Origin of the sequence: Paraburkholderia sp. RL17-383-BIF-A (genome assembly GCF_046028015.1) — a bacterium.
In the GTDB taxonomy this organism is placed as follows: Bacteria; Pseudomonadota; Gammaproteobacteria; order Burkholderiales; family Burkholderiaceae; genus Paraburkholderia.
Genome location: NZ_JARESR010000005.1, coordinates 138,018 through 161,101, shown reverse-complemented (window position 1 = coordinate 161,101; position 23,084 = coordinate 138,018). Strand labels below are relative to the sequence as shown.

The following is a 23,084-nucleotide window of genomic DNA, read 5'->3' as shown; positions in this document are numbered from 1 at the left end:
GGGAAGGCAGGTCATGCAGCGACGTGTGGTGGTCCGGCGCTCGCCCGTGCACGGGCGAGGCGTATTCGCGCTTCAGGCGCTCGAACCCGGCGAACGGCTATTGGAGTACAAGGGTGAGGTCATTGCCTGGAGGGTCGCCATCAGGCAACACCGGAAGAGCGGCGCCTCCGGTCACACCTATTTCTTCGGTCTGTCGGACGGACGCGTCATCGATGGGGGCCGGCGGGGAAACAGCGCACGCTGGCTCAATCATTCATGCATTGCCAACTGCGAAGCAGTCGAGACCGGGGATCGGGTTTTCATTCACGCGTCGGTCGCGATCGCGCCGGGCGAGGAACTGTTTCTCGATTACCAGTTGACCGTCGAGGATCTCGCAGACGAAGAAGCACGCCTGAGCTATGTCTGCCGATGCGGTGCGCGGGGATGCCGCGGCACGATGCTGGCCGTCGAATCGTGAGATTGCTGGTGATCCAATCAGTGAGCGGAGGGCAATCTCGGCGCCGATTGTTCCCTGGCCGCTGAGCGATTCGCCAGCCAGGCCTCAAGCTCTGATTCACGCCAGCCAGTCGCACGTTCACCGATGCGGATGGGGCGCGGAAATTCCCCTCGTTTGATCATGGCGTAGACGGTCGCACGGCACAAACCAATCTTCTTCACCACGTCCTTCATGCGCATTACCTGATCCATTTTGTTCGACTCCGGGGTGCCCTGGTCATGTTTGATTATCCATGGAGCCTGCCTTGCTGCAATGGACATCCGCAATCGACATCGTGATGGAACAGGTGGAACAATGAGCTTGCTGATCGTATGGATCATGCCGTGTGACAGTTGGATTTACACTTTGTTACCCCTTTGTTGAGCACGGTACGCCACCGCGGCTATGGGCAAAGGTGTCTCGAACAGATCTGGTTGCCAGGGCTGAACGATACGAGGACCTGCGGAACCCTTCAGCGCACTGACGCGCACGCCGAGTAGCCGCAGCGGGCGCTTCAGAGCGATGCGTTTCAGACATTCAGTCGCTGCACGGCGGATGGTAGTTGCGTCGGCCGTTGCTACCGGGATACTCAGATCGCGGGTGACGGTTTCGAACGTGTCGAAGCGCAACTTGATCCCGACGGTACGTCCGGTATATCCCTTGCGCTGCAAGTCGTCGGCCACCCGGACGCAAAGCCGCGTGAACGTCTCCGAAAGCAATGGTCGGTCGCGGCGTGGGTGCAGGTCACGCTCGAACGTGGTCTCACGGCTCATCGACTTCGGTTCCGACGACACGACGACCGGCCGTTCGTCGATACCCTGTGCAACTTCTGTCAGCCACATGGCGTAGCGCAGCCCGAAGTGCGCTTGTAGAAATTCCGGCACCGCATCTGCGAGGTCACCGACGGTGTGGATGCCGAGCGACGCGAGCTTCTCGCTGGCCTTTGGTCCGATGCCATTCACCTTGCGCGCGGGCAGCGGCCAGATGCGTAGCGAAACGTCGGCTGGCGTCAGGATCGTCAGTCCGTCAGGTTTGTCGAGCTCCAAGCCGATCTTCGCGAGCAGCTTGTTTGGGGCGATACAGATCGAGCAGGTAAGCCCGGTCGCATCGCGCACCGCCTGTTTGATCGCCGCACAGACCGCCTGAGATTCGCCGGGCACGTCAGTGAGGTCGATGTAAATCTCGTCGATCCCGCAGTCTTGGATCTGCGTCGTGAACGTCGCGACCGCTGCCTTGAAGAGTCGCGAGTAGTGGCGATATGAGTCAAAGTCGGTTGGCAACAGGATTGCGTCGGGTGCCAGATGTGCCGCCTTCATCATCCCCATTGCGGAGAATACGCCGAGTGCGCGCGCCTCGTAAGTGGACGTAGTTACGACACCACGGCCCGCGTATTCGCGAAGCCGTCTGAAGCGTCGGGTACCGTCGGGCAGCATTTCGGGCGTCGCGTTGCGGCCGCCGCCGATTACGACTGGCTGGCCACGCAGTTCCGGGTAACGCAGCAGCTCGACGGATGCGTAGAACGCATCCATGTCGAGATGGGCAATACGACGTGATTCGATCATTGCGATTCGGGATAGTGAGGCAAGACTTGCGTTCTCATAGCTCTTCAGCCTGACTACTCGACTTTCGTTGCTTGTGGTGTGCCCAGCGGAAACTGCTTGTCGGGGTACTGCTCTTCGGCCCAGTCAGTGAATGGGCCGTTGTAACCGATCAGATGGTATGTGACTTGACATAGCAGCACCTGAACACTGTGAATTCGATCAAGCTGCGTTTGGTAACTAGAGGCATCAGGCTTCTGCAAGTCGGTAAGCTTTGGGTGGACGTGAGCGTTGCGGAGATCATTCCACCGTTGAATATATTTTTTCTCCGCCTTTCCCTCAGCCGCCAACCATTTGAGCTTGTCACGTGGACCGGGAGGCAGTTCGAGCATACCTAGTAGACCGTTCAGTCTATCCTTTATCTCTTTAAGTGAATTTTCGCTGGCGACGTATTGCTTCAGAAAATTGACTGCCTGTTCCGTCTTTGCCTTCTTCGCAGGGTCTTCGGGTAATACGATAAGACTTGATACGGCTTCCAGCGCGACCGAAACTCCCATTGCCCAAGAATCGATGGAATTGGCGCTTGCTTCACGTGCGTTATACAAGTGATAGGCGAGCGGATTCCATAGCGTTGTGGGACTAGTTGCGACTACGTACGCCAAATAAGCGCCGAACTGAACCGCCCCGGGAATCGTGGAGGCTGGTTGGTTTAAGTTAATGCGGGTTCAACGGCAGCTGTTTTAAGTTGCCGATAGTAGTTTGCCTCAGCTTCGGCGGGCGGGATATAGCCGATGGGTTCCATCAATCGATGATGATTGAACCAGGCCACCCACTCCAGCGTTGCCAGTTCAACGGATTCCCGCGTTTTCCAGGTGCGGCGATGAATCAGTTCGGCCTTGTACAAGCCGTTGATCGTCTCAGCCAAGGCGTTGTCGTAGCTGTCGCCCCGGCTGCCGACCGATGGTTCGATTCCCGCTTCGGCCAGCCGTTCGCTGTAGCGAATGCTGACGTATTGGGCCCCTCTGTCCGAATGGTGTACCAGGGTTCCGTCGTCGCCCGGGCGTCGCGCATAAAGCGCCTGTTCAAGTGCGTCCAGAACGAAGTCCGTGGTCATCGAGGTGCTGACGCGCCAGCCGACAATACGGCGAGCGAACACGTCGATCACGAAAGCCACATACAGCCAGCCCTGCCACGTCGAAACGTAGGTGAAATCCGAAACCCAGAGCTGGTTCGGCCGTTCCGCCTTGAACTGCCGATTGACCCGATCCAGCGGGCGCGGGGCTATGGCATCAGGAACAGTCGTGCGAACACGCTTGCCTCGCATTACGCCGCGCAAACCCAGTTGCTTCATCAACCGTTCAACCGTGCAGCGCGCCACCGCAATACGCTCCCGGTTCATCTGCCTCCAGACTTTATCCGCGCCGTAGACCTGCATGTTGGCCCGCCACACACGCTCGATCTCCGGCCGCAGACGTTCATCGCGGATGGCGCGAACAGAGCGCCGCGACGGATCACGAAGCTGCGCGGCGTGGCGTCGGTAACCCGACGGGGCAATCCGCAAGACCTTGCAGATCGGCTCGACCCCGAAGGTGTCGCGATGCTGATCGATGAAGGCCCTCAGGACTTGAAACGGCGGTCGAGCTCCGCCTGGGCGAAAAACGCGCTCGCGACCTTGAGAATCTCGTTGGCACGACGCAACTCCTTGACTTCGCGCTCCAGGGCCTTGAGGCGCTCGCGCTCGTCTGTGGTCACGCCATCGCGCTCACCGTGGTCGACCTGGTCGCGCTTGACCCACTCATGCAGTGTCTGCGGTGTGCAGCCGATCATCGGCGCTATCGATTCGACCGCCGCCCACATCGATGGATGTTCGCTACGCTGCTCGCGCACCAGACGCACTGCGCGCTCCCGGACTTCCGGAGAAAACTTGGTTACCTTCTTGTTCATGGCTCCATTCTCTCAAGAGTTGGAGCCTCCACAAAATCCGGGGCGGTTCAGAACAGTTCCCACCCATGGGTTCTGTACTCGATCGAGACATGTTTGAGCGGAGGGCAGAAGTGTGGTCGCAGGGATGCCTTCGTCGGCGAGATGAGTTCAAGCTTTTGACTCCCAGGTTCACACGTCACCAGCGCACGGTGGTTCGCGGTTCTACCTGTTATGAACTGAAGTGCCTCCTGAATCCTCCAGTGGAAGTTCAGAGGGAACGGTTGTTCCGAACTAGCCTCTACAACGCTTTGCCCGGAGCCGTCTCGAACGTTGACCATAAAGTGGGAGTCACAGGCGTCAAACTCCGCAGTATCCACGACGTGATGCTTGCCACCGATGCCTTCGACCGTACTCCACTTATTCAACGGCACCTCATACTTTTCAAAAAAGTGCAATTCGAGCACGTAATTCTTCTGCGGGAAGTCACGTCGGGCCGTGAGTGCTTGCAACTGGCCACGAACAAATTCCGGTTCGCCGCTATGCATGTCCCACGAGACAGCAGGAAAAAATCGGGATGCTCGCAGCGTCGTGCCATCCTTGGCTTCTGCTTCGAGGCTAAAGAATGTCTCGTCAGGGTGAATTTTCCCAAGGTGACTAAAGTAGTTGCTCAGCTGACTATGGGGTGTCGTGTTTTCGTGTTTGGTGACGTAAACGTTGTAGATGAGAACGCCGTCGGTATCCTGCTTGATATAGCCCTTTCCCTCGTATCGCTCCCCTGTTTCCTTATTCTGAGTAAGGACGATGCGCTTGCAGTCCAGCTCGAACTTGCCGAGACGAAAATTCTCGATCATTTCGTCAATTTTCATACGTCTCTCTTGTGTAGTTACGCGAAACTTTGTTTGTACAAGTAGCTCGGCAGTCAAGGGAGATGATTTTGCGCTAGGCGAACGGAGGGAGCGCGTCGGTGCCCAGAATATCCATCAAGGTCCGTGCGTTGCGCTGTCCCTGATCCTCGAAGCAATTGTTGAAAATCAAGTGCGTTCTGGCGACACGCGATGCGATGTTGCGGATAGGGCCGGCGAGTTCGGTGAGCTCGTCGTTGCCGTAGTCGTAGTCGAAGCGAACTGACGCCGATACCGCGCCTGTGGCGCTCCATGTCGTCGCGTTTCTGCCATGAAGTCGCACCAGCGCGAGAGCCGGATTCGTGACTTCCCAAACTGTCTGGGCGCGATTCTTCACGCCCGATGGCGCATCCATGATGACGTGGATCAGGTCGTGCGTCTTCAACATGTCGAACGTTGACGCACGGTGCCGCTCGTCCAGCCATGCGCTGTTGCGAAATTCAACTGCCATCAAATAGCCCGTCATGCGACTGGCGCACTCCTCGACATGGGCGAAGCCTTCCTGCGCACTCGTCAGCCAGGGTGCGAACTGGAACAGCACGACGCCCAACCGTCCGGTCTTTCGAAGCGGGTCAAGCGCATCACGATATCGCTTCCAGAGTTCATCGAGTACGTCTGCGGGCACGTCGCGGTAGTACAGATTTTTCTTGCCGCGATCAGGAATCGCCGCAGCGATATCGGTTGACAGCGCCTCGCGCGGTGTCTGATGCCCGGTCAACAACCTGAATGCCTTGAAATTGAACGTGAAGCCGTCGGGCGTGCGCTCGGACCATAGTTGCGAATTCGAGGCCGACGGCATCCCGTAGAAGCTTGAGTCGACCTCAACGAGCGGAAACTGCGACGCGTAGTAACGCAGCCGGGCTTCGGCGGTATTGCATCCACGCGGGTAGAAACGCTTGCAGGCGATGAGGGACTTGTCTGTCCAGCCCGCCGTCCCACACAGGATGTCCATTTTCACCTCCTCCGTATGTCGACCGGCTGCGTACCTACACGGTGAACGGCTGGCCGCCCGGACCGATCATCGGCGGAATGCGTGGCGCACGATCCGCTGGCTCCCGACCGGTAGCGGTTGCACTGGCCCCGGACGGCACGGACGCGGCCCTCGCCAGCCTCGGTCGCATGCCGGGCGCGTGTCGGGCTGTCCGCGCCCTAGGAGCCTGTTGTGCCACGCTGCCCACATGAACCGCCGCGTACCGAGCCTCCGGCGGATTCCAGCTCTCGACGTAGCGGCTCGAATCGGATTCAACCGTTTTGGCGAGAGCTGGAACAGCGACCAGCAGCAGGGCAGGCAAGGCAAGCCGGTACACGAAAACCTCCGTTCGGACGTCGAGCAGTTTACCGCGTGGGGCAACGCTGTCCGGTGCCGACGCATGAACCGTCGCATCCAGGACAGAAGTGGCGATCAAAGATCGTCTCGTCGACACACCAGGCATTCGAGGCGGGCGGCGCCGGTGTCCCCACGACGCGGCCGTTTTCGCGGGCAGAGAAGGTCGGTTCTCCGGCCTTGCCCTGCCGGATCGCGTCGTCGATCGCCTCATCCCCGAACGCCTCGCGCAGGTTCGCAATCCACGCGGCGACTTCAGGCATCGGACGCGTCCTGCGCACGGGCATGTCCACGGCGTGCTCCCGAAGAAATAAAAGGTGCCAGCTTGCACCGGCGAATGGCCATGTAAGATACTGTACATTCATACAGTGTTCTGCGCAAACCGATGTCTGCTGCCGCCATCCGTCCCGAAACCATCCATCCGTCGCTTTGGCGTGCTTCCCAGCTCGCGCATGCGCGGGGGCGGACGGTAGACACGGGCTATGCGGCGCTGTCGGCTGAACTGCCGGGCGACGGGTGGCCGCTCGGGGCATTGACCGATCTGCTCGTCCAGCAGGCCGGCATCGGCGAACTGCGGTTGCTCGCGCCGGCGCTCGCCGCGCCCGGCAGGCGCCCGGTTGTTCTGCTCGAGCCGCCGCTCACGCCGAACGCGTTCGGCCTCGTCCATATCGGGTTGCCGCCTGACCGGCTGATGCTGCTTCGGGCGCCGCGCACGGCCGATGCCCTGTGGTCGGCCGAGCAGATCCTGCGCGCCGGTACCTGCAGCGCGCTGGTGCTCTGGCAACAGCACGTGAAGGCGTCGTCGCTGCGACGTCTGCACCTGGCGGCGCAGAGCGCCGAGACGCTCTTTTTTGTAGTCCAGCCGATGACCGTTGCGCAGAACGCGTCGCCGGCAGTTTTGCGACTCGCCCTCAGGCCATCGTCCGATGGCGCTGAGGTGGAGATCATCAAACGACGAGGGCCCTTACGCGCTGAGCCCCTCTCCGTTGCACTTCACCCCACACCGATCCTGACCAGTTCCCATGCGCGTCTTTCTCGCCGTCCATCTGCCCCGGCTCCAGCTCGAAGCATTCCGACCGAGGTGGCTGCCTGAGCCGGCGCATAGCTGTGTCGTGCTGGAGCGGGACCGCGTGGTCCTCGCCGGCCGGGGTGCGCAGGCAGCCGGCGTGCGTCCGGGAATGCGGCGCGGTGGGGTGCTGACAATGTCGCCGGATATCGAGGTACACGAGCGGGACGTGGCACGCGAGGACGATATCCTCCGGGCAGTCGCGGTTGCGCTCATGCGTTTCTCGCCGGACGTCGTCGTGTGTGATGAAGGGACCGTGCTCGTGGACGTCACCGCGAGCCTGCGTCTGTTTGGCGGTGTGACGAAACTGTGCCACGAGCTCGTGCCGGTCATCGACGCGATCGGTGTGACGGCGCGGATCAGCGCCGCCCCGACCGGGCAGGGCGCATGGCTGCTGGCGCACTACCGCAGCCGGCGGTTCGTCAAGCTACTGTCGCTCGAACGTGCGCTGTCTTCGCTTCCGCTGACCGCCGTTTCGGAGCTACGTCCCTTCTCTGACTGGTTCACCGGCCTCGGCTGCTCGACCATTGCCGATGTGCGCCGGCTGCCCCGCGCCGGACTGCAACGCCGGTGCGGGCAGGACGTCCTCGATTCGCTGGACCGCGCATTCGGACTCGCACCGGAACTCTATGAGTGGATGGTATTGCCGGAGACATTCGCCGCGCGGGTCGAACTGCCCGACCGGATTGAGCACGCCGAAGCGGTGCTTTTCGCTGCGCGCCGCCTGGTGGCGCAGCTATGCGGCTGGCTGGCTGCCCGGCAACTGGCGGTGAGCGGGCTCACGCTGCAACTTGAGCATGAGCGCGGCCCGCAGTCGATCGCGCCGACGGAGATTCCGATTGCAGTGGCCGAACCCGTGTGGCACGACGAGTATCTGGTGCGGCTCATGAAGGAGCGGCTCGCGAGAACGGAGCTCGCGGCCCCCGTCATTGCGGTCGGGATCGAAACGACGAAGGTGTCGGACGTCGCACCGATGTCGGACACGCTCTTTCCCGAGCCGGGCGGATCGCCCGGCGATCACGCGCGGCTCATCGGATTGCTCACGGCGCGCCTGGGCGAAGCGAATGTACTGCGGCCGGCGCCGACGGCGGATCACCGTCCAGAGATTGCGAACCGCTGGGTGCCGCTTGGCGATGCGTGGAAGTCCGGTTCGCTACCAGTGAATCTTCCGCGGCCCACATGGCTGCTCGACGCGCCGGTGCAACTGGTCATGCGCAGGCACCGTCCGGTGTACGGTACCCCGTTGTACATGGTGTCACCCGGCGAACGGATCGAGGCGGGCTGGTATGACGGGCGCCTGGTCACGCGCGACTATTTCGTTGCGCGCGCAGAGGACCACGCGTGCTATTGGGTATACCGCGAGCGGGTTGGCAGCCGCGAGGGCGACGAGCCACGCTGGTATCTGCATGGCCTGTTCGGATGATGCGCCATGGACGGTCCCTCGCTCATGCTGCCGGCGTACGCCGAGTTGTTCTGCTTTTCCAACTTCACGTTCCTCACCGGCGCGTCGCACGCCGAGGAACTGGCGACGCGCGCCGCACAACTCGGCTACGCAGGACTCGCCATCACCGACGAATGCTCGCTTGCTGGTGTGGTGCGCGCCCACGTTGCCGCGAAGGAGGCCGGCCTGCCGCTGGTGATCGGTTCGTACTTCCGGCTCTCGAATGCAGATGGCTCGCTGGCGTTCGGGGTCGTCCTGCTCGCGCAGAATAGGGAAGGCTACGGGAATCTTTCGGAGCTGATCACACTGGCGCGCACGCGTGCACCGAAAGGCAGTTATCGTCTCACCCCAAAGGATCTGTCCCGTCCCGAACCTGACGTCGCGCATCTTCGCAGCGTGCCCGACTGCGTGGCGATCCTCGTGCCGGACTATCCGGCCGACGAGGCGAAGCTCGATGCGCAGCTTGAATGGCTTGACGCCACGTTTCCCGGAAGAGGCTGGGTGTCGCTGACGCTTCACCAGCGTGCGATGGACGATATCCACTGCGGTGTCATCGAGCACGTTGCGGACCGGCACGGCATACCCGTCGTCGCAACCGGGCAGGTCGCGATGCATGTGCGATCGCGCAAGCCCTTGCAGGACGTACTGACGGCGATCCGCGTCGGCAGGCCGGTCCATGAATGCGGGTGGGAGCTCGCGCCCAACGCGGAGCAGCATCTGCGGACGAGACTCCGGCTCGCCAATCTCTATCCATCGCACGCGCTCGCCGAAACGCTCACGATCCTCTCGCGCTGTGACTTCTCGCTCGATGAGCTGAAGTACGAATATCCGGATGAGATCGTGCCGTTGGGTTTGACGGCGAGCATGTATCTGCAGCAGGAAACGTGGATCGGTGCGCAGCGGCGGTTTCCCAACGGCGTGCCATTCGAGGTGCAGCATCAGATCGAACACGAGCTGAACCTGATTGCCGAGCTGAACTACGAGCCATACTTTTTGACGGTGTACGACATCGTCCGCTTTGCACGCAGTCAGCACATCCTGTGTCAGGGACGGGGCTCGGCCGCGAACTCGGCGGTCTGCTACTGCCTTGGCATCACAGAAGTCGATCCCGCACGCGGGAACATGCTGTTCGAGCGTTTCATCTCGAAAGAGCGCGGCGAGCCACCGGACATCGACGTGGACTTCGAGCACCAGCGGCGCGAGGAGGTCGTGCAGTACATCTATGAGAAGTACGGGCGGGACCGCGCAGCGATCGCGGCGGCGGTATCGACGTATCGGCCGCGCGGTGCGCTGCGCGAAACCGGGAAGGCGCTCGGCGTCGATCCGCAGATCGTCGATCGTGTCGCCAAGACCCATCACTGGTTCGACAGCAGCGCGGAACTGCTGGCGCGTTTTGCCGAGGCGGGGCTGGACCCGGACACGCCGCTGATTCAGGCTTGGGCGTCGCTGACGCTCCAGTTGCTCGGCTTTCCGCGGCATCTCTCGCAGCACTCGGGTGGGTTCGTTATCAGCCGCGGCAAGCTCACGCGGCTTGTTCCAGTGGAGAACGCGGCGATGGCCGGGCGTAGCGTGATCGAATGGGACAAGGACGATCTGGAGTCGCTGGGGCTGCTGAAGGTCGATGTGCTCGCACTCGGCATGCTGTCGGCGATCCGCCGTACTCTTGATCTCGTATCGGAGCGTCGTGGCGAGCGGTTTGAGATGCAGGACATTCCGCCGGAAGACGCCGAGACTTACGACATGATCTCGCGTGCGGACACGATGGGTGTTTTCCAGATCGAGTCTCGGGCGCAAATGTCGATGCTTCCGCGTCTGAAGCCGCGCGAATTCTATGACCTCGTGATCGAGGTGGCGATTGTGCGGCCGGGGCCGATTCAGGGCGGCGCGGTGCACCCCTACCTGAAACGGCGGCAGGGCTTCGAACCCGTGAGCTATCCGAGCAGGGATCTGGAGCGAGCGCTGTCGCGCACGCTGGGCATCCCGATCTTCCAGGAGCAGGTGATGCAGGTTGCGATGCTCGCGGCCGGCTTCTCGGCTGGCGAGGCAGACCAGCTTCGCCGCGCGATGGCATCGTGGAAGCGCAAGGGTGGCCTGCAGCACTATTACGACCGCATCGTCAACGGGATGACGGCGCGCGGGTACGACAAGGAGTTCGCCGAGGGCATCTTCGAACAGATCAAGGGCTTCGGAGAGTATGGTTTTCCGGAAAGCCATGCGGCGAGTTTCGCACTGCTGGTCTACGCGAGCAGCTGGCTGAAGTGTCATGAGCCGGAAGCGTTTCTGGCCGCGTTGCTCAACAGCCAGCCGATGGGATTCTATTCGCCGTCGCAGCTCGTGCAGGATGCGCGGCGAAACGGTGTGACGGTGCTGCCGGTCGACGTGACGATCAGCGAATGGGATTCGTCGCTTGAGCCGACCGATGCATCGCCACGAGCTGCAGTGCGACTCGGCCTGTCGTTGCTGAAGGGAATGCGCGACGGCGCGGCGCAGCGTATTGAGTTCGCACGTGCCGTGCGTGCGTTCAGCTCCATTCAGGATCTTGCGCGACGCACCGAACTGGATCGGCATGACCTCAGGGTACTGGCGGATGCCAACGCGCTGTCGTCGCTGGCGGGAAACCGGCGCGAGGCACTGTGGCAGGCGGTGGTGGCGGTGCCCGACCGGGACATGCTGGCGACCGCTGAAATCCACGAAGCCACGCCTGCGCTGGGTACGCCGTCTGAGGCGGAGCGAGTCGTGGCAGACTACCGCTCAGCCGGCCTGACGCTCGGTCGCCATCCGTTGGAGCTGCTTCGCCCGCGGCTGACGAAACTGAGGTTGATGTCTGCCCGAGTACTTCATACCTGCCGCAACGGCCGGCTGGCTCGGGGATGCGGGATCGTGACGGTACGCCAGCAGCCAGCGACGGCGAAGGGCGTGATCTTCATCACGATGGAGGACGAAACCGGCAACGTGAACGTGATCATCCGGCCGGAGGTGCTCAGGGCGCAGAGGCGGGAGGTGCTCGGTGCATCGCTGCTCGGTGTATATGGGGTCTGGCAGCGTGAAGGCGAGGTTAGGCATTTGGTGGCGCAGCGTCTCGTTGATCTCTCCTCTCTGCTGGGAGGTCTGTCGACGGGCAGTCGCAATTTCTGCTGACCGGCGTCGTTCGAGGGCAAAACTTTGATTGGACTGATTCTCCGGCCTTTGCCTCGCCACATGGCAATCGCGGGGCACTGACTTGTCATCGGCTGACCTCCACGTTTCGCAGTCGTTTCAGATGTGAGTTTGAGTCTGTCTGCTCGTCCTCCAAGGAGAAAGCTGGACGCGAATGTGACAGCTTTCGGCAGCAGCCGAAATCATGCTAGTGTACGACTATATAGAAAAATGAATACACGCGAGCATGGACCCGCAGAAGCAGAAAGAGGAGTTCAACTACGCCTACATATGCGCCCTCGGCGCGCATGCGGGATTGAACCGTACCTCGTCATCCGTTGATGACGACAGCATTGATGTTGCTTTCAAGAGTAAGGGCTACCACGGACACCTCGTCCGCAGCCCTCAAATCGAATTTCAGCTCAAGTGCACCTCGCAAGACCTTGTAGATGGTGAAGTGATCAAGTTCCCACTTCCCCGCAAGAACTACGATGACCTTCGGGGCTCTGATTTCGCATCCCCGCGCTATCTGGCGGTGCTACTTGTACCTGAGGATGTTGAGCACTGGATCGGACACGGCGACGAGCATATCGAGCTTCACAAAAACTGCTATTGGCTTTCGCTACGTGATTGTGAGCCGACCGACAACGTGAACACGGTTACGGTCTCGATTCCGTTGAATCAGCGGCTAACTACCGAGACGCTAAAGGCAATGATGGATCGCGCTAGCGAGGGGGAGTGGCTATGACTAGCTCCAACCGTCGCCTCGGTCATGAGGTGTCCTCCGACCAGCTAAGGGCATACCTGGAACATAAGCAATGGTTCGAAGACGGGAAGATTCGTAACGTCGCAACGATCTGGCACCGGCAGGACAACGAAGACGCGGAAGTGGTTCTGCCGCTCTCGTACGTCAAGGACTACTGGCAGCGGATTCGCGACGCTCTGGCTTCGATTGCGTCGTTTGAAGAACGCGCAGTCCCTGAAGTCCTGAACGAAGTCAAGCGGCTGTTCGCAAATGTCATCACTATTCGTGTGGTGCATGATGACACGAAGGACGGAACGATCCCGATCAATGACGGTGTCTTGCTGATCGCGAAGGCCAAAGATCTTTTGTCTGCGGCAGCACGGTCTCTCTACGCGAAGCGGAAGCAATTTACCCGAGGTGCTCCAAAGGAAGCGAAGGAATACCTTGAGACGCTATTGCTTGGGCAGACCGAGATCGGGAGCTACGTTGTCAATGTTATCGCTCCAGCCCAGACGGTTGCTGATGGCCACAATGTAGTGAACACGATCCCACTCGCGCAAGCAATCACGTCGAACCTTGTCGCGGGACTGAGCGCTCTAGAGAAGGCGACTGTGACCTACGAAGAGAAGGGCGAACTCGGCGCGTTTGACGAGGCTGTTCTAGCTGGTGCAAGTTCTAACATGTGCGATGCATTGCTAGGCTTTAGTGGTGAAAAGCGCAACCGGACTTTCGAGATCACTGTGACAGCAGCGCCAAGTCCACTCTTCGAGAGCACACCAGCGAAATTTGTGTTTGATGGCAAGTACGTTGAGACGCTCGAAAAGGCGACGGGCTACTACAAGGGGGATTATATTCTTCCCGGGCGCAGGCTGACCGGCTACATCACGAAGCTGAGCCGGCCGAAGGACGAAACGTCAGGTACGATCACCATCGACTCAACGGTTGGTGACGTCGACCGTAAGGTGCAAGTCGAACTGACAGGCGATGACTATCATCAGGCTGTCGTGGCGCACGACAAATCGAAATTCGTGCGGGTTGAAGGTGATGTGCACATCAAGAGTAAGTCTGCCCAGCTGTTGAACCCGAAGAATTTCGGCGTTATCGAGATCGAGGACCTCCTCTAGGCGAGCGCTCGGCTGGCACAATTCTGTGCGCCTCAGTCTCCGCCCGTTTACCTCAAGCCGCCAGACGACTGCCAAGCTCAACTACGTGGATTCTGTCGCCGGGTTGCAGCGGGCGTACGCGTCCAGTGCCTGCCAGTGCTCCGCTGGTGAACAAGTGTGCTACGAACTGAGCGGAGCCTCGAGGGGAGCGTGAAAATCATCGGTTTGCTGGCTGTTCCTATCGCTCTACCCGGTTGCACAATGGCGAGCGACGAGATGGATATCAGAGCGCGCTTGATCTTAAGTGCTGAATTCACTGTTGGGGCAGTTCGGTGCGCGGAAACTGCGTCCAGCGAAACCGTCGGAATCGTTTATCGTTACCTGCGCTCTGGTCAAGAGCGCCGCACGACCAAACCTTCACTGTCTCTCCGCATGGTTCGAAGGGCGGAGCGATTGGCACCGACGATTTTTCTCCACTATGCTGCTGCATTGGCTTCCTTTACGGCCGCATGTCGCGAAATTGCCGCACGACAACGCAGACGCATAAAGACGATCGAGGGGCAAAATGCTGATTAAACATGTCGAGATCGAAAACTTCCGACTCTTGCGGAACGTCGCGCTTGGCCTAGAGGAACGCACTACTCTGATCGTTGGACGCAACAATAGCGGCAAAACCTCGATCGCCGAACTGTTCCGCAGATTGCTGTCGGACAGAAACCCCAGCTTTCAGCTCGAGGACTTCTCACTTGGGTCCCATGAAAGCTTCTGGGAGGCGTTCGGGGCGCTTCGGGCAGGCGCTCCTGTGGCGGATGTCTACGCCAGTCTGCCGTCGATCCGCTTTACAGTCGACATTGCTTACGATCTCGATGCTGTTGATCTCGGGCCTCTGAGCGATTGCATTATCGATCTCAATCCAGAGTGTTCCTACGCGCGCCTGGTGCTCTCATATGGCCCACGCCCGACCGCTGTCGAGACGCTATTCGCCGACATCGAGGCTCCTGGCCAGGAGCCGGCTGCTGATCGTGCGTCGTTGTTCCGCGTGCTGGGTGCTCGCTTGCCCACCGCGTATGCGCCCTCACTGGAGGCGGTCGATCCTAACGATCCGGCCAATCGCAAAGCGCTCGAATCGAGAACGCTCACCTCGTTGATACGTGGCGGCTTCATCAATGCGCAGCGGGGGCTCGACGACGACACCCATCGCGAACGCGATGTTCTCGGGAAGGTTGTCGAAGTTCTTTTTCAATCGGCACTAACCGATCCACTCGACGCTGAAAAGCGCACGACGGCCGAGCAACTGAAGGAGGCGGTGGAACAAATCCAGAATGACCTTCATGCCGGTTTTAACGCGAGGCTCACGTCCTTGCTGCCGACTTTTGATCTCTTCGGATATCCAGGTCTCGCCGATCCTGGGCTCGTTACCGAAACCAACTTCGATGTCGACAAGCTTCTGAATGACCACACCAAGGTCCGCTATGTCGGGGCGAATGGCGTCACTCTGCCCGAGACCTACAATGGACTGGGCGTGCGCAACCTCGTATACATTCTCCTGCAGTTGCTGCGCTTTTTCCGTGAATATCAGGCGACGCCAGCTGCCGCAGGCGTACATCTCATCTTTATTGAGGAACCGGAGGCGCATCTGCATCCCCAGATGCAGGAAGTCTTCATCCGCCAGCTCGACCAGATTACGTCTGCCTTTGTCGCGCAACTGAATGAGAACCGGCCATGGCCGGTGCAGTTCGTCGTAACCACCCATTCGCCTCACATGGCGAACGAGGCACGATTCGAATCCATGCGGTACTTCCTGTCCGTGGCGGACGGTGGCGGTCTGCGTAGCTCGGTAGTCAAGGACTTGCGCCAAGGCATGGGTAACACGCCCGCGCCCGATCGCGAATTTATGCATCAGTATTTGACGCTGACGCGATGCGATCTCTTCTTCGCGGACAAAGCGGTGTTGATCGAAGGGACGTCAGAGCGACTGCTGCTTCCTGCAATGATTCGCAAGACCGACGCCGCTGCTGCCGGACAGCCCAAGCTTGCAAGCCAGTATCTGACTGTGATGGAAGTTGGCGGAGCCTACGCCCATCGTTTTTTCGAGCTCCTGGCCTTCCTTGAATTGCGAACGTTGATAATTACCGATATCGATGCGGTGGCGCCCAACGCAAACGGAAAGCGTGAAGCTGTGCCTGTCGCTGAAGGGGAGTTCACCAGTAACGGCTGCATCAAGGCCTGGTTCGGCGATGACGTGTCGCCAACAGAATTATTGACCAGGAGCACCGAGGACAAGACGATCGACAGTTGGCGTCTCGCCTACCAGATCCCGGAGGTTGACGGTGGACCGTGCGCACGGAGCTTCGAAGACGCGTTCATCCTGGCCAACCCGGATCATTTTGCACTCGGCCCGGGTGACAGTGCACAACTGGCCTATGAGCACGCCGCCGCTCAGAAGAAGTCCAAGTTTGCTCTTGCTTACGCGATCGAGCATACCGAATGGAATGTCCCCCGATACATTGCCGAGGGCCTAAGGTGGTTGGCGCAAGGCAGTGGTGCACCCGTTGTGGCACCCCACGCTGTGGCTGTTGGAATCGTAGCAAATACGGCTGGCGTCGAAATAGATGTTGAGGGGACAGGCGAACATGGCTGATCTGCACGAGAGCCCTGCTGACGTTGCGGGCCGGATAGCGTTGGAGCGCATGTACGCGTGCCTGGATGATAGCCGCAGCTTTCGCCTGGAGGCAGGAGCTGGCGCGGGAAAGACCTATTCGCTCGAGAAGGCGCTACGCCGTCTGATAGACCGTCGCGGAACCGAATTTCTGCGCCAGCGGCAGCAGGTGGGTTGCATCACGTATACGAACGTTGCGAGAGACGAGATTATCTCGCGCATCCAGGCGCACCCCGCGGTGCGACCTGAGACGGTGCACGGCTTCTGCTGGTCCATTTTGCAGGACTTCCAGACGACATTGCGGGAACTCGTACCACAGCTTCCGGACTGGGCCGAGCGTCTTGAATCCTTCGGTGGCATTGGAGCGCGGCGCGTTCACTATGAACTGGGCTATCCGGGCGTTAGTGAAAGCGAGGTCACGATCAGACACGACGACGTTTTGTCACTGATGACCCGGGCCCTGGAGTTTCCGAAGTTTCGGCGGGTGTTGACCGCTCGCTATCCAATCCTCCTGATCGACGAGTATCAGGACACCAACGATGCATTGATTAACGCTCTCAAAACCTGGTTCCTGGACCGAGATGAAGGGCCCATGATCGGGCTATTCGGCGATCACTGGCAGAAAATCTATGGCGACGGTTGCGGGCTGGTCGAGCATGATGCACTGGAAGTCATCGACAAGAACGCAAATTTTCGGTCAGTCAATGCGATAGTCGAAGTACTGAACCGCATGCGGCCAGCTTTGCCGCAGATGGTCAGTGATCCCGATGCCCCGGGCGAGGCGCGCGTATTTCACACCAACGAGTGGACGGGTGTCAGACGGACGGGGAGGGGAGGCGGACACTGGACGGGCGACACTACGCCCGAAGCGGCGCGTGCCTATTTTAATCATATTCGCACTCGCCTCACAGATGAGGGCTGGGATTTTTCGACTATGCGAACCAAGATTCTCATGCTTAGTCACAGCGTCCTGGCCCGCGAGCAAGGTTATGCCAGTATTCCTCCCATCTACGGACGCAACACCGACCGCTGGCTCAAGAAGGAAGATCCTCATGTCAAATTTCTGACCGATCAGCTTGAACCGGCCTGCGCGGCTTTTGCCGCCCAGCGTTACGGCGAAATGTTCGAGTGCTTCGGGACTGGCATGCCACGGATCCGCCGACATCAGGACAAAGTGGCTTGGGCAGAGTCCATGCGAACCCTGAACGAATTGCGACTGTCGGGTTCAATCGGCGATGTCATAGATTTTATTGCGGCGCAGCCCCATATGCGGCTGCCTGAACCAGTCGAGGCTCGTGAGCGCAGGCTCGCGGAAGCTGGTCCTGAGCCGATGGAGGACGAATCAAGCCGGGTGACGCAGTTGCGAGCGCTACGGGGCGTTGCTTATACACAAATCATTGCACTCGACCGCTTCATCGATGGCCATACGCCGTTTTCGACCAAACATGGTGTGAAGGGAGCGGAGTTCGAAAATGTGCTGGTGGTCGTCGGGCGCGGCTGGAACGCGTATAACTTCGCGCAGATGCTTGAGTGGATCGAACCGGGGCCGCCGGCTGACAAAGTGGAGTTTTTTGAAAGTAACCGTAACCTGTTTTATGTTGCTTGCTCGCGTCCCAAAGTCCGCCTTGCTTTGCTTTTCACCCAGGTTTTGAATGCAGAGGCCATGGCCAGATTGACGCAGTGGTTTGGCGAAGCAAACATCATTTCGCTCCCAGCGGCTCCCGAACTGCCGCAGGTTTGATTTGTGTGAGAGCCGATGTCAAACAGCGGGACTGTAGACCATGGCATTAACGTTGAGATGGATTAGGAGACCATCGTTGGATCAGGCATGGGGTATCGTCCAAGACGGCGGATGGGGATACTGGGTTTTGGATTTCGCTCTGGCGTCAGGACGACGCTCTTGCCATTATGTTCCCGCGTTATCGCCAGGTCGCGCGAACTTGCTGAAAAAGTATTGGACAATGCTTGCGGGCCGTCCCTGCCGGCTTCTGCGCAATACCACGATCAATTCATTTTCATGGAAATCTCGAGGAAACCTTCATGCCTCAATTTGAAAACCAATATCCGCAGGCGGGGGCGTTTTGGATACCAGAGATAGGCTTCCTTCTTCAAGTCAAAGCGAATCGTCTAAAGGAGCTTGAAGACGCGCTTCATTTTCGTGAGATATGCAGCCAAGGTATCCGGGAAATCCCGGTAGCGCTTCGTCGGAAATGGATGCTCTGTTTTGTCAGTACGGATGGGCGCTTTCTGACGCATGTGGCTAGAAGTGTTGTCTACTACGCAGCCGAATCAGGTCGCGACAAATTGGATATTTGGAATCTCACTCCTCTTGAGGCTCCCGTTCGCATTTCTGCGATCAAAAAGAAGTTAGAAGGCGCGCAGACATGGCGTGCGCGCAAAGCGCTTGATGCCGGAGGAACTCTTTCAGCCAAAGCATTCGAGCAGATAATGGATGCGCTGAAACGCGTCGATCCATTAGCGCACAGAATCGCAACTGGGCTTGTTGACCGAAAACGTCCGCCCCCAGAGCTCGGACCCACCACAGCGCGGATGAACTGGGCCTACCAACGTGACGCCGCCGTAACCGCTTTGGAGATCGCCGGAATTCCCAAGGAGCGGTTAAAGGCTGCCGCTCAGCTCAATGGAGAGAATTTGACCGACACCACGTCGATCTTTGACGATGAGCAGAGCATGCGCGCGATGGAGGACGTGCTCATTCTCCGCGATCTGGAAACCGGCGATCGAGACTGGAACTATGTCAAGTCCCAACAATACCCCGCTCGTACATTCGAGAACGGCGAGACCAAGCTGACGATTGTTCTAGCCAACAAGATGGAGCTAGAAAAGCAGCTTGGTGTCGATCTTATCTATGTCAACGAAACCCTCGGGGCCGTCGTCTTTGTCCAATATAAAATGTTTGAAGGAGACGACGGCGAGGCGGGCTATCGCCCCGACGCACAACTGGACAAGGAGATTGCCCGAATGGACGCTGCGGCGACTGAGCTGGCGAAGGTCGCCCCTGATGTGACCTGCGATGGGTATCGGTTTTGCTCGGATCCTTTTTTCCTAAAATTCTGTACCCGGCTTTTAACATACGAAGAGAAAAGCCATGTGCCCGGCTTTTACGTAACTCGAGAGTACTGGAAACGGTTGGTACTGGACCGACGCATGGAGGGGAAGAAGGGCGGCAAAATACTGTATCCAGAGACACTAGGCCGCCGCTACTTTACGCCAAGTGCCTTCACCGGTCTTGTGTCCCGGGGGTGGGTGGGCACATCGGCGCTACAAGCGAAAGTCCTGGTTCCATTCATCGCGGCTGCAATGAAAGGCAAAAAGGGCATTGTATTGGCGGTGCAGTCAAAGACACCCGCTGATCCCGATGACGCCGAACGGCGGCGTCGGACCCGCATGCCGCCGAAACCACGCTACCCCGGCAAGCGAGGCAAAGTCATTCAGATCTGACGTGGTGACCGGGTTCAACGTGCCCGTTAGATCGCGGTTCCCTTCTTGCTGCGTACACAGAACTACGGAGTTAGTTACGGACCGCTTGTGCAGTGGCGGATCGCCAAACCACAGCGGAGGGGTCGCGCCGGTCGATTGGGTTGAGCGTCCCACTGCTCATCATTCAGGATATCCGCACGGCAAGCCGATTGGCTGTTAAAGCAAATGGCGCATGGGAGGTCGGCCGTGCATGAAGGAGTCATTCTTCCATTCGCTGTCCATTGCGGTCGAGCGATAAATGAATGCGTTGCTCGCGTCGTCTGAAAGATCGATCAACTGACGCAGCAGGCCGAAGTTTTCGGCCTGCATCTCACTCCATGCGCTTTTCCGTCTCATGAGTTCCGGCAAGGAGTGATCCTCTACGAAGCTCTGATATTTTCCCAAAAATCCGGTGATCACGTCTGCGATTTGAATGCCGGGCTCGCTTTTGGAGTCGGCGAACCGGAAGCTCACATCTCTATCGCCGTCTTTGAAAGTCGTGTCGCTCAGACTTTTTTCGATCTGGATTTCACGATCGAAAATGTGAACGGCGTTTTTGAAGAGCATGATAGGACGTGTGTAGAAGGTGTGAAATCCATCGATCAGTACGTTCTCTTCGTTGTCGACCAGAGATGTTATCTCTGGAAGTGTCGCTGATTTTTCAATCAAACCTTTGAGCATGAGTGCCGGAAGATTGTCGTCTTCAGGGCTGAGCGCATGGAGAAATGCGTTAACGTCAGCGATGAAGTCCGCTGTCCTGCCTGGCTGAATGTGTGGATAGCGATGCCGCCTCAGCAACGCCAGGAATTCTGGCTTGCCAAGATTGGTAAGTCGATATAGTTCATTCTTTAAGGGCTGCTGGTGCGGATGGTAGCTTCTAAAGCCGTCCTCGGCCAAGATGGCGTCGACGATGTCGACGATGGCCCAATAGATGATGTTGACGCTTGAATAGTGGATCAGGATGCCGTGCTCAACTATCCATGAAAGGACGGTCCGCAACTTTTTTGAAGCCAGAACCTGCTCGAAATCCCCCTTTGCGACGTGGGCGAACTTGATCTCAGGCGCGCTGTCTTGCATGCGCAGCTCGGCTCGCAAGGGGGCGATGTCGGGAAGAGGGCACCCTTCTTTGACTACGATACCACCGAGGACGAAGTTCCTGTGTTCCGCAACGTTCGTTCCGTCATCCGTCAAATAAAACTTCCGAATGTTATTGGTTTCGTCGTAGTAGAACGTGAACCTCTCGTCAGCGCGCCGAAGCTGAAACGCTCCGATCATGATGTCACGCATGGCGTTCACATCAAAATCCATGTTGCGTGTCTCCTGTTTCCCGGTGGCACGGCAGCCGCACCAAAATCGTATGCAATACACGGTCCGTAAGCCGGACGTCGAGGCTGCGGGTAAGCAGCGCGATCGTGAGCGCTCTGGTGCAATGTCGCCGCTAGCGATGGACCGCAAGACCCGCCAGCAATGATTCTTTCCTGCGACGACCCCCATTGTCGCCGACGATGGAGTTGGACGCATCCTGATTAAGCGACCCCAATCGGATGCTGTGCCGGGACAGATGCTTCAGGCCGCTCTTTCCTTAGCTTCGTTGCGTTGCGGCTGGGCCGATATCAACGGGGGATGCGCCGCAGCATTGACCCGGCGGGCGAAGCTTGCCTGCTGGGCAGGAGACATCCCGGTTCCCAGCGCGTCGAGATAATCGGCATACCACTGCATCATCGAGCGACGTTGTCGAAGGTATTTCGCGTGGTTGTAGTCGCCGGCTATGCCCCCCTCAAGATGCGATAGCTGCGTCTCGACATGGTCTTTTTCCCAGCCGTGATCGCGAAGGAGGGTACTCGCAGTATGGCGGGTGCCGTGGCCAACCATACGGCCCTTGTACCCGATCTTCGAGAACACGAGATTGATCGTGTTTTCGCTGATGACCTCGTGCCTTGTTCCGATGCCGGGAAAAAGATAGCGGTGGCGCCCGGTCAGCTTCCTGAGTTCGCGCAGTGTGCTGACGAGTTGTGATGGCAGCGGCGCGACATACAGACGCCGCATCTTCATCTTTTCCGCCGATATCGTCCAGAGCGCGCCGTCCAGGTCTACCTCGGTCCATTCAGCGTAGCGCACCATGCCGGGCCGGCTGGCCGTCCAGATCGTCATCCACGCAGCGGTGTAGGCGGTGAGGCGACTCGTTGATTTCCCGAGCGCGCGAAGGAAATCGGGTAGTTCGGGTTCGAGAAGGTGGGGGTACGGCTTTGACTTGGGGGCCGCCCTAGCAATGGTCTTGAGTTCGGATGCGGGATTGAATTCACAGCGCCCCTCTGCGATTGCCTGGCTGAAGATCTCACGCAGCCAGCCCCTGGCTTTCTTCGACACATTCAGGGCATCCCGTTTCTCGAAGCGCTCCTGGACGCGCGCGCAGTCTGCGCGGGTGATGTCCTGCAGCATCATCGAACCGATCTCAGGCAGGATGTCCTTGTCGAGGTAGGTGCGCATCTTGCCAAGCGTTGAGCTGGCACGACCGGCGACTTCCTTCCGTTTGTACCAACGCTCGGCCGCCGAACGAAAGAGTTTCTCTTCGGTTTCCTTCGAGAGCTTTCTGGCGGTGCGCCGGTGATGACCGGGATCCGTGCCGTGTGCCAACTGGGTCCGGGCCGTAGACGTGAGTTCACGGGCGTCCTGAAGGGACAGCGCGGGGTAGGTGCCGAACGAGATGCGCCGCTGCTTCCCGGCGAAGCTGTACCGGAAATGCCAGCATTTGGGGCCGTCGGTGGGCACGAAAAGGAACAGGCCGCGGCCGTCCTTCATGGTGTAGTCGCGGCTGGCTGGTTTGGCCAGCTGGACCTGTCGGGCAGTCAGAAGCATGGTAGTACATCCAGTCAGCTCGAACTTTCGATGTACTGTCCAGTGTACTACTTTGACACACGCTTCAGCTGAACAAAGATGGACCCTAAAAAACACAAAACCCCGCTGCGACAAGGCTTGGCGGGGTCTTGCTGGACTGCTTTGTACTACTCTAAACAGCTTTATGGTGCCCAGGAGAGGACTCGAACCTCCACAGTGTTGCCACCGCTAGGACCTGAACCTAGTGCGTCTACCAATTTCGCCACCTGGGCAGGTGATGAACAGCAAAGAACGCCATTATAGCGACAGATTAGGGCCTGTCAAGCGTTTCTCAAAACTTGCTTAAACATGGCGACGACGTGCCTGCAAGCGCTTCACAGCAACTGCTCAACGACTATTGTTGGGGCCGCTTGGCGCGCAATACGGGTGTTAGAATGCCTCGCAGTAGTTCGTTGGCA

19 protein-coding genes, 1 tRNA gene and 1 other annotated feature are annotated in these 23,084 nt (G+C 59.0%); of the genes, 10 read left to right on the top strand and 10 right to left on the bottom strand.

Translation table 11 applies throughout. The features are described from left to right. Window positions 1-13 precede the first annotated feature (13 nt). A complete protein-coding gene (locus P0D71_RS08125; protein ID WP_408479645.1) occupies window positions 14-457 on the top strand; it encodes an SET domain-containing protein in 444 nt (147 codons plus the stop codon). A 17-nt stretch (window positions 458-474) separates the two neighbouring features. Here the strand turns inward: P0D71_RS08125 and P0D71_RS08120 are convergent, their stop codons facing one another. From P0D71_RS08120 to P0D71_RS08090, 7 genes are all read right to left on the bottom strand, one after another. Further along, window positions 475-756, bottom strand: coding sequence for a helix-turn-helix transcriptional regulator (locus P0D71_RS08120; protein WP_408479644.1), 282 nt, complete (start codon window positions 754-756; stop codon window positions 475-477). 78 nt (window positions 757-834) lie between these two features. Further along, window positions 835-2,037: a DNA polymerase IV gene (gene dinB, locus P0D71_RS08115; protein WP_408479643.1), complete on the bottom strand. Its 1,203-nt coding sequence runs from the start codon at window positions 2,035-2,037 to the stop codon at window positions 835-837. A 53-nt stretch (window positions 2,038-2,090) separates the two neighbouring features. After that, window positions 2,091-2,570 (bottom strand): hypothetical protein, encoded by a 480-nt coding sequence (locus P0D71_RS08110; RefSeq protein WP_408479642.1) that lies wholly within the window; start codon window positions 2,568-2,570, stop codon window positions 2,091-2,093. 152 nt (window positions 2,571-2,722) lie between these two features. Further along, a protein-coding gene (locus tag P0D71_RS08105) for an IS3 family transposase (RefSeq protein ID WP_408479641.1) occupies window positions 2,723-3,957 on the bottom strand; the annotation gives its coding sequence in 2 pieces (ribosomal slippage) (window positions 2,723-3,666 and window positions 3,666-3,957; 1,236 coding nt in all). Next, window positions 3,560-3,676, bottom strand: a sequence feature (AL1L pseudoknot). Its footprint overlaps the gene before it by 117 nt. Before the next feature lie 47 nt (window positions 3,958-4,004). Then, window positions 4,005-4,802: a hypothetical protein gene (locus P0D71_RS08100; RefSeq protein WP_408479640.1), complete on the bottom strand. Its 798-nt coding sequence runs from the start codon at window positions 4,800-4,802 to the stop codon at window positions 4,005-4,007. Between the two features lie 73 nt (window positions 4,803-4,875). After that, window positions 4,876-5,790 carry a DUF72 domain-containing protein gene (locus P0D71_RS08095; RefSeq protein WP_408479639.1) on the bottom strand — a complete coding sequence of 305 codons (915 nt, stop codon included), beginning with the start codon at window positions 5,788-5,790 and terminating at the stop codon, window positions 4,876-4,878. Between the two features lie 383 nt (window positions 5,791-6,173). Then, window positions 6,174-6,425 carry a hypothetical protein gene (locus tag P0D71_RS08090; protein ID WP_408479638.1) on the bottom strand — a complete coding sequence of 84 codons (252 nt, stop codon included), beginning with the start codon at window positions 6,423-6,425 and terminating at the stop codon, window positions 6,174-6,176. A 122-nt stretch (window positions 6,426-6,547) separates the two neighbouring features. Between P0D71_RS08090 and imuA the strand changes: the two genes are divergently transcribed. The 9 genes from imuA (at window position 6,548) to P0D71_RS08045 (ending at window position 19,773) form a co-directional block, all read left to right on the top strand. Next, window positions 6,548-7,255 carry a translesion DNA synthesis-associated protein ImuA gene (imuA, locus tag P0D71_RS08085; protein ID WP_034194664.1) on the top strand — a complete coding sequence of 236 codons (708 nt, stop codon included), beginning with the start codon at window positions 6,548-6,550 and terminating at the stop codon, window positions 7,253-7,255. Beyond that, complete coding sequence (locus P0D71_RS08080) at window positions 7,185-8,651, top strand: Y-family DNA polymerase (protein ID WP_408479637.1); 1,467 nt, start codon at window positions 7,185-7,187, stop codon at window positions 8,649-8,651. Before imuA ends, P0D71_RS08080 begins: the two co-directional genes overlap by 71 nt. Before the next feature lie 6 nt (window positions 8,652-8,657). Next, the gene (locus P0D71_RS08075) at window positions 8,658-11,807 is read left to right on the top strand and encodes an error-prone DNA polymerase (RefSeq protein ID WP_408479636.1); all 3,150 of its coding nucleotides are present in this window, start codon (window positions 8,658-8,660) and stop codon (window positions 11,805-11,807) included. 244 nt (window positions 11,808-12,051) lie between these two features. Beyond that, on the top strand, window positions 12,052-12,552 hold the full coding sequence (locus tag P0D71_RS08070) for a DUF4365 domain-containing protein (protein ID WP_408479635.1): 501 nt from the start codon (window positions 12,052-12,054) through the stop codon (window positions 12,550-12,552). Then, window positions 12,549-13,673 (top strand): hypothetical protein, encoded by a 1,125-nt coding sequence (locus P0D71_RS08065; protein ID WP_408479634.1) that lies wholly within the window; start codon window positions 12,549-12,551, stop codon window positions 13,671-13,673. Before P0D71_RS08070 ends, P0D71_RS08065 begins: the two co-directional genes overlap by 4 nt. 189 nt (window positions 13,674-13,862) lie before the next feature. After that, window positions 13,863-14,228: a hypothetical protein gene (locus tag P0D71_RS08060; protein WP_408479633.1), complete on the top strand. Its 366-nt coding sequence runs from the start codon at window positions 13,863-13,865 to the stop codon at window positions 14,226-14,228. Beyond that, the gene (locus P0D71_RS08055; RefSeq protein ID WP_408479632.1) at window positions 14,218-16,293 is read left to right on the top strand and encodes an ATP-dependent nuclease; all 2,076 of its coding nucleotides are present in this window, start codon (window positions 14,218-14,220) and stop codon (window positions 16,291-16,293) included. The genes P0D71_RS08060 and P0D71_RS08055 overlap by 11 nt, the downstream gene beginning before the upstream one ends. Continuing rightward, window positions 16,286-18,052 carry a UvrD-helicase domain-containing protein gene (locus P0D71_RS08050; RefSeq protein WP_408479631.1) on the top strand — a complete coding sequence of 589 codons (1,767 nt, stop codon included), beginning with the start codon at window positions 16,286-16,288 and terminating at the stop codon, window positions 18,050-18,052. Before P0D71_RS08055 ends, P0D71_RS08050 begins: the two co-directional genes overlap by 8 nt. A gap of 299 nt (window positions 18,053-18,351) precedes the next feature. Beyond that, a complete protein-coding gene (locus tag P0D71_RS08045) occupies window positions 18,352-19,773 on the top strand; it encodes a hypothetical protein (protein WP_408479630.1) in 1,422 nt (473 codons plus the stop codon). A 195-nt stretch (window positions 19,774-19,968) separates the two neighbouring features. On the opposite strand, the gene P0D71_RS08040 is transcribed toward P0D71_RS08045, so the two are convergent. From P0D71_RS08040 to P0D71_RS08030, 3 genes are all read right to left on the bottom strand, one after another. After that, window positions 19,969-21,099, bottom strand: coding sequence for a DUF3800 domain-containing protein (locus P0D71_RS08040; RefSeq protein ID WP_408479629.1), 1,131 nt, complete (start codon window positions 21,097-21,099; stop codon window positions 19,969-19,971). A gap of 258 nt (window positions 21,100-21,357) precedes the next feature. Then, entirely contained in the window at window positions 21,358-22,647 is a 1,290-nt protein-coding gene (locus P0D71_RS08035; protein ID WP_408479628.1) for a tyrosine-type recombinase/integrase, read from the bottom strand. Between the two features lie 164 nt (window positions 22,648-22,811). Next, window positions 22,812-22,898: transfer RNA gene (locus tag P0D71_RS08030), tRNA-Leu, on the bottom strand. Window positions 22,899-23,084 lie beyond the last annotated feature (186 nt).

What these genes read in the sequence shown, in the direction of transcription:
- P0D71_RS08045 (WP_408479630.1), top strand. Translation starts at nt 18,352, where the DNA reads ATGCCTCAATTTGAAAACCAATATCCGCAGGCGGGGGCGTTTTGGATA.
- dinB (WP_408479643.1), bottom strand. Translation starts at nt 2,037, where the DNA reads ATGATCGAATCACGTCGTATTGCCCATCTCGACATGGATGCGTTCTAC.
- P0D71_RS08125 (WP_408479645.1), top strand. Translation starts at nt 14, where the DNA reads ATGCAGCGACGTGTGGTGGTCCGGCGCTCGCCCGTGCACGGGCGAGGC.
- P0D71_RS08050 (WP_408479631.1), top strand. Translation starts at nt 16,286, where the DNA reads ATGGCTGATCTGCACGAGAGCCCTGCTGACGTTGCGGGCCGGATAGCG.
- P0D71_RS08110 (WP_408479642.1), bottom strand. Translation starts at nt 2,570, where the DNA reads ATGGGAGTTTCGGTCGCGCTGGAAGCCGTATCAAGTCTTATCGTATTA.
- P0D71_RS08095 (WP_408479639.1), bottom strand. Translation starts at nt 5,790, where the DNA reads ATGGACATCCTGTGTGGGACGGCGGGCTGGACAGACAAGTCCCTCATC.
- P0D71_RS08040 (WP_408479629.1), bottom strand. Translation starts at nt 21,099, where the DNA reads ATGGATTTTGATGTGAACGCCATGCGTGACATCATGATCGGAGCGTTT.
- P0D71_RS08080 (WP_408479637.1), top strand. Translation starts at nt 7,185, where the DNA reads ATGCGCGTCTTTCTCGCCGTCCATCTGCCCCGGCTCCAGCTCGAAGCA.
- P0D71_RS08100 (WP_408479640.1), bottom strand. Translation starts at nt 4,802, where the DNA reads ATGAAAATTGACGAAATGATCGAGAATTTTCGTCTCGGCAAGTTCGAG.
- P0D71_RS08055 (WP_408479632.1), top strand. Translation starts at nt 14,218, where the DNA reads ATGCTGATTAAACATGTCGAGATCGAAAACTTCCGACTCTTGCGGAAC.
- imuA (WP_034194664.1), top strand. Translation starts at nt 6,548, where the DNA reads ATGTCTGCTGCCGCCATCCGTCCCGAAACCATCCATCCGTCGCTTTGG.
- P0D71_RS08090 (WP_408479638.1), bottom strand. Translation starts at nt 6,425, where the DNA reads ATGCCTGAAGTCGCCGCGTGGATTGCGAACCTGCGCGAGGCGTTCGGG.
- P0D71_RS08065 (WP_408479634.1), top strand. Translation starts at nt 12,549, where the DNA reads ATGACTAGCTCCAACCGTCGCCTCGGTCATGAGGTGTCCTCCGACCAG.
- P0D71_RS08120 (WP_408479644.1), bottom strand. Translation starts at nt 756, where the DNA reads ATGTCCATTGCAGCAAGGCAGGCTCCATGGATAATCAAACATGACCAG.
- P0D71_RS08075 (WP_408479636.1), top strand. Translation starts at nt 8,658, where the DNA reads ATGGACGGTCCCTCGCTCATGCTGCCGGCGTACGCCGAGTTGTTCTGC.
- P0D71_RS08035 (WP_408479628.1), bottom strand. Translation starts at nt 22,647, where the DNA reads ATGCTTCTGACTGCCCGACAGGTCCAGCTGGCCAAACCAGCCAGCCGC.
- P0D71_RS08070 (WP_408479635.1), top strand. Translation starts at nt 12,052, where the DNA reads ATGGACCCGCAGAAGCAGAAAGAGGAGTTCAACTACGCCTACATATGC.